At 44.1% G+C, this 3653-nt stretch carries 8 protein-coding genes; 2 read left to right on the plus strand and 6 right to left on the minus strand.

Going from position 1 to position 3653, the window contains the following annotated elements; genetic code table 11:
* Window positions 1-114 precede the first annotated feature (114 nt).
* A complete protein-coding gene (locus tag QUA23_RS30560) occupies window positions 115-345 on the plus strand; it encodes a hypothetical protein (RefSeq protein ID WP_333079624.1) in 231 nt (76 codons plus the stop codon).
* Window positions 346-406: 61 nt separating this feature from the next.
* Here the strand turns inward: QUA23_RS30560 and QUA23_RS30565 are convergent, their stop codons facing one another.
* The 5 genes from QUA23_RS30565 to QUA23_RS30585 are packed head-to-tail and all read right to left on the minus strand — an operon-like array spanning window position 407 to window position 2135.
* Complete coding sequence (locus QUA23_RS30565; RefSeq protein WP_333079625.1) at window positions 407-577, minus strand: hypothetical protein; 171 nt, start codon at window positions 575-577, stop codon at window positions 407-409.
* A 44-nt stretch (window positions 578-621) separates the two neighbouring features.
* Window positions 622-903, minus strand: coding sequence for an HU family DNA-binding protein (locus tag QUA23_RS30570; RefSeq protein WP_333079627.1), 282 nt, complete (start codon window positions 901-903; stop codon window positions 622-624).
* Between the two features lie 8 nt (window positions 904-911).
* Window positions 912-1205 (minus strand): hypothetical protein, encoded by a 294-nt coding sequence (locus tag QUA23_RS30575; protein WP_333079628.1) that lies wholly within the window; start codon window positions 1203-1205, stop codon window positions 912-914.
* Between the two features lie 16 nt (window positions 1206-1221).
* Window positions 1222-1872, minus strand: a complete 651-nt coding sequence (locus QUA23_RS30580; RefSeq protein ID WP_333079630.1) for a KilA-N domain-containing protein — start codon at window positions 1870-1872, stop codon at window positions 1222-1224.
* 2 nt (window positions 1873-1874) lie between these two features.
* Complete coding sequence (locus QUA23_RS30585; protein WP_333079631.1) at window positions 1875-2135, minus strand: helix-turn-helix transcriptional regulator; 261 nt, start codon at window positions 2133-2135, stop codon at window positions 1875-1877.
* A gap of 229 nt (window positions 2136-2364) precedes the next feature.
* Here QUA23_RS30585 and QUA23_RS30590 point away from each other — a divergent pair, with 229 nt between their 5' ends.
* Window positions 2365-2697, plus strand: coding sequence for a hypothetical protein (locus QUA23_RS30590; protein ID WP_333079632.1), 333 nt, complete (start codon window positions 2365-2367; stop codon window positions 2695-2697).
* A 59-nt stretch (window positions 2698-2756) separates the two neighbouring features.
* Here the strand turns inward: QUA23_RS30590 and QUA23_RS30595 are convergent, their stop codons facing one another.
* Window positions 2757-3536, minus strand: coding sequence for a hypothetical protein (locus QUA23_RS30595; protein ID WP_333079634.1), 780 nt, complete (start codon window positions 3534-3536; stop codon window positions 2757-2759).
* Window positions 3537-3653 lie beyond the last annotated feature (117 nt).

Genomic DNA, 3653 nt, shown 5'->3' on the forward strand with positions numbered 1-3653 from the left:
ACCCTAAAAACCTCAAACCCTCATGGAGAGAGAACGGGACAGACGGGGCTCGAACCCGCAACTTCCGCCGTGACAGGTGGGTAGTACAATAAAAATAGTATTTTGGAACCCATTATGAAAAATTTAGACCCAGAACAAAATCGCGAAATTCTTGGGCAGATGTTGGGAAATTCATTGATGCCAGTTTTTCGGGAAAGGACGGACGCCGATCGCGCAGTGGAAATGACCGAGGAACACGTAAGGCTGGTGCAGCAAAATGCAATCACGTTTGCATGGCAAGAAGGTTTCACAAAATATGCCCTGGGTTTGCAAAAATTGGTGGCAGCGTGGAAAGAGTTACAGTAATCAATCAAGAGTAATCAGTCAATAAAAAACCGCTGGCACACACTAGCGGTTTTTATTACGCTCACTCTTTGCCGCCGTTCATTTCTTTAAGGCAGTCTAGGACGGTGTCGCGATCGATTAAGCCGACAGCGTTACCCAGTTGGTAGGTAAGCTCGTTAACCGATATACCTTTGTTTGCTTCTAGGATTATTGGAATCCATCTTTTGATTGCTGCTCTCTTTTTGTCGTTCATAGGTTTTGAATTTTTAACAGTTTTTTGGCTATTGGGCGACGGGGCTAAATTGTTAAGTTGTCTCCCTCCCGAACTGCATCTCTGAAATTTAAATCAGGACTAAAGCTCGGAATCATTTTCTCAGAAGGTTGTCGAGTGCGACCGAGGTGCTGTTTGCTGCGGTAAAAAACCCCAAAATTTGGAATTTTCACAACCTGACCGCTGGCTACTGCTTCGACAATCGTGGCAAAAATTTCGTCATAGGCAGTGCTTAAGTCGTAAGAAACCGACTCAGGCGTTTTTCCCTTCTTTTTTGCGATCGTTTCAATTAATTCTTGTTTGTTCATATCACACCTCAAGAAAGCGAGAATCGCATTACAACAACGGGAATGTCTAGGAGTGAAACTCCGGTAACTGCTACTGCCTGCCCGTATTTTTCTGCCATTGCTTGAGTAATAGCATCTTGGCTCATGGCTGTAAACTTACCAACAGTATTAGAGCCAAAACCGTCGAGAGGTTTTTTGTTCGCTTCCTCATTAGCTGCTTCCCAATATTCTGCAACCACTAAAATTTGGTTGCTATCAGCGGTAAACTTGCAACCGCAACGTTCGTAACTGTCGCTATATGCTGTTATTTGGATTTGTGACATTTGTTGGCTCCTATTTTTAGGCGGATTTAGCCTGATAACAATCTGGATCTTCGGCGTAGCTAGAATAATCGCCCTCCCAGTGGCTGAGACAAATCGCCTCCAAATATTCGCGCTTGTACTGACTTTGCTTGTGGTGGCTCAAAGCTAGTTCCACGTCGTACTCTTCAATGGTTTGGGCAGCCTGATTTAGCGCCGATCGCAATCCTTCAATTTCATCCTTGAGTTTTACCTCGCCGGTTCGCAGCAACTTTTTTATAGTGCGGTAAACCCATACCTCAAATTTAGGGTTGAGCCAAGCTGCCAACTTCAAAGCAACTTCTTCATGCCCCCATGTTCCTTGCTCTTGCGATCGGCCTCCTTTGACAACATCAATAGGGCTTTTATTTTCGATATGAGAATTTCCCATATCGGAAACAATGCTTGCGCTGTCTTGGTTTGAGGTCGATATGGGAATTCCCATATCGACTTTTGATGCCGTTACGGGAATTCCCGTATCGACCTCAGAATCAAAGTAAAAAACAGCCAAGTAGTCTTGAGTGGATTTCAACCGTAAAAAATCCGCAACATTTCGTCCATGCGTTTGGCACATTTGGGTCAAATTCCAATATCCGTCCTCACGAATTGAGATTGACTTGCCTTCAAAGTTTTGGGCCATGATGTCAGTCATGTTTACACTTCCTCCCTTACATACTCAAGTAACGTAGCTGGAGTAATCTGTGTCTCCATATTTTCGGAATCTTCGGCGAGTTTATTCAATGCGTTACACAAATCATTAAGCCGATTACCGTCAATGCGAGGCATCGTCTTGGCATTTTTTAGTCTTGATATGGCGTTGGTGCTAGTTTTCAGACATTCAGCCAAGTCAGAACCTTTTATGCGATGCCGCGCCATAATTTCACTCAATTTCCACCTAATCAACGTCTGAGTCACAAAAATCAACTCTTCAAATGTACTACTTTTTAGAAGCTAACACGAATTACTACACTTGTAAAGTGGAAATATAAATATGTGATTTCGCTTTCTACACGCCAGACGTTGACAAGTTTTGTAAGTTGGATTACCATAGCGAAAAGCGGCCCACACCCCTGTCGTCGAAAACAAAGTGTGAACCGCCCTGACCCGTAAACTTACGAGTACCTCCATGCGAGGTAATTTTATTATGGCAAATCACGGACTGAGCCGCCGCCAGTTTTTGGCGTGCGCGATCGCCCTTTCCGCAATAATTCCCAGCGCAAGCAAAATTGTTGGAATTGCGATCGGAGCTACCGAACCTGAATTCTGGTTTGGAGAATTGGTGGATTTTGTGTGGACTGACGAAACCACTGGCAAAGTCCAGTCTGAAACTGGACAAGTTATTGGGGTTAACTGGGATTTCACGACTGAGGAATGGGAGTACAGAATAATGTGGTTGAGCTCAACAGCTTACCCGGACGATTATTACCCGATGTGCGACGGGCAACTTATCACGGCTGGAGAGATTAGCAAGCATTAACAATTAGAGTCAAACTTTGGTGATCTATGCCCCCTAAAAAAGGGGGTTTATTTTTGGCTTTAATCATCTAAGTGAAAAACTTCTCTATTTTTACTGGCACTACCCAACACCGCAGCATACAGATCGCCCGCTGGAGGATCGTAGCGAGTTGGTTCTTTGTGCCAAAATTCGGCATCTTCAAAAAGTTCTGGTCTTTTTTGAAAATACCACTGCCAGCAACCCGGCCACCACTTCCAAGCTTGCCAAAATCCGTAGGGAATAATTGACCGCTCCACTACATAACCCTCCATGTTTGCCCAGGACGGGCGATCAAACCAACTCCACTGAATTGAACAAGGCGGCGCCCAACCGGCTTTTAAGATTTCAGTAAAATAATCGTCGCAGGGTGAAACTTCTACATAACAGCCATCAAAAGGTAAATCGACGGCCGGCAAAAATCCCCACTGTCGCATATCGCCAGATATAACTTTGATGTATTTTTGCTGAGTTTCATCGGATAGTGGCAAACTTTCAAGAATTACTGGGATGGGTTCGGCTTCAATTTGAGTTTCGCAATACCAACCAAAAACAAGTCCACCACCTCTAGGGTGTTCGCCTTCATAAAGCGAACCTTTTTGGAAACGCAACTGCACTTTGTCGGGAAGTTCGCCGAATTCAGCTATTACCGTTTTAATTACCTCGATCGTCTCAACTCCCAAAATTCTTTGATCTGCTACCGCCGCATTAATTAATTTGGTGACTTGTCCGAGACTTCCGCTTTTAGAATGTTTGGTGTCTGCGTCTAAATATTTTTGAATAGCAGCCCTCAATTTTCTTTCAAGCAAATTTTTATCAGTCATCTTCGTCGTCCAATGCTGGTCTGTCAGAGGCGAAATATGTTTCACCTTTATAGTCGCCCTCGTCTTCATCCCTGCAAAATTGGAGAAGCTCGATCGCAAAAGCTAATTTAGCTTCTT

The sequence above is a fragment of the Microcoleus sp. Pol1C5 genome (assembly GCF_036701115.1).
Taxonomy (GTDB): Bacteria; Cyanobacteriota; Cyanobacteriia; order Cyanobacteriales; family Microcoleaceae; genus Microcoleus.

Coding starts and splice junctions, on each gene's coding strand:
- QUA23_RS30560 (WP_333079624.1), top strand. CDS start 115: ATGAAAAATTTAGACCCAGAACAAAATCGCGAAATTCTTGGGCAGATG.
- QUA23_RS30565 (WP_333079625.1), bottom strand. CDS start 577: ATGAACGACAAAAAGAGAGCAGCAATCAAAAGATGGATTCCAATAATC.
- QUA23_RS30570 (WP_333079627.1), bottom strand. CDS start 903: ATGAACAAACAAGAATTAATTGAAACGATCGCAAAAAAGAAGGGAAAA.
- QUA23_RS30575 (WP_333079628.1), bottom strand. CDS start 1,205: ATGTCACAAATCCAAATAACAGCATATAGCGACAGTTACGAACGTTGC.
- QUA23_RS30580 (WP_333079630.1), bottom strand. CDS start 1,872: ATGACTGACATCATGGCCCAAAACTTTGAAGGCAAGTCAATCTCAATT.
- QUA23_RS30590 (WP_333079632.1), top strand. CDS start 2,365: ATGGCAAATCACGGACTGAGCCGCCGCCAGTTTTTGGCGTGCGCGATC.
- QUA23_RS30595 (WP_333079634.1), bottom strand. CDS start 3,536: ATGACTGATAAAAATTTGCTTGAAAGAAAATTGAGGGCTGCTATTCAA.